This window comes from Ferviditalea candida (genome assembly GCF_035282765.1).
In the GTDB taxonomy this organism is placed as follows: domain Bacteria; phylum Bacillota; class Bacilli; order Paenibacillales; family KCTC-25726; genus Ferviditalea; species Ferviditalea candida.
This window is the reverse complement of sequence record NZ_JAYJLD010000109.1, coordinates 1-978: the sequence shown is the minus strand read 5'-3', so window position 1 is coordinate 978 and position 978 is coordinate 1. Positions and strand designations below refer to the sequence as shown.

General features: G+C 51.3%; 1 protein-coding gene. It reads left to right on the top strand.

Annotated features, from left to right (window positions below; genetic code table 11):
- Positions 1-871: IS1380 family transposase (locus tag VF724_RS21285; RefSeq protein WP_371756236.1), on the top strand; the 871-nt coding region annotated here is incomplete at its 5' end.
- Positions 872-978 lie beyond the last annotated feature (107 nt).

Sequence of the window (978 nt, the reverse complement as noted above, 5' to 3'; positions counted from 1 at the left end):
CGTGTACGGCGATCAGGAGGGCGCGGCCAAAGGGACCAATCCGCACAAACCCGGAAGGAAAAGCTATCATCCGCTGCTGGCCTTCGAAGGACAGACCCGCTTGAATTTGAATGCGGTCTTAAGGCCGGGCAATACTCACTCTTCTACCGACGCCGCCGCGTTCTTGCAACAAACCTTTGAGCTCCTCGGCGATCACAAAGTGAAGTACGCACGGTTTGACAAAGGCTTTGGCGGTGAAGATTTTTACAGTTTGTGGGAGAGCAAAGAAATCGGCTACGTCGGCAAGCTCAAATGGACGAAACGGCTCGCCAAAGAAGTTCAAGCCTGCCGCTATTGGACGCGCTATGTGGATGAAGATTGGATCATCGAAGGGATCACCTTGATCTACAAAGCGACCTCTTGGACAAAGGCGCGCCGCGTCGCCATCATTCGCAAAGCGCAAATTTTCGATGACGGACAAGGGCGCATCGTGTTCGATACGGATTGGCAGTACGAAGCGATCGTGACCAACCTGGAGTGGGAGCCACTTGATCTGTGGCGCTTCTACAACCAGCGCTGTTGCATGGAGAACTACATCAAAGAAGCCAAGCGCGGCTTTTCCATCGATCGGATTGCGACCGGCGATTTTAAAGCCAACGAACTGGATATGCTGATTAAATTACTGGCCTATAATTTGTTCGAACGTTTCAAATGCGATTGTTGCGAGTCGGTGCATCAAGGCTACACCATCGCCCGGTTTCGTCTGGAGTTCTTTCATTGCGCGGCAACACTCATTCAGCATAGCCGCTCCGTCGTGCTTAAGCTGATGAAAGATTTCGCAGGTCGCTACGCATGGAAACGAATCGAAACCAGAGTGGCATTACTGGAATGATTCTTCCAAAAACTCACATGGAAAATGAACCGGCCCCTTCATTGGGGAGGGGGAGAGTTTATCCATATGTGGATAATTCGGCCCATTCGCACGGGAATTATCCACAT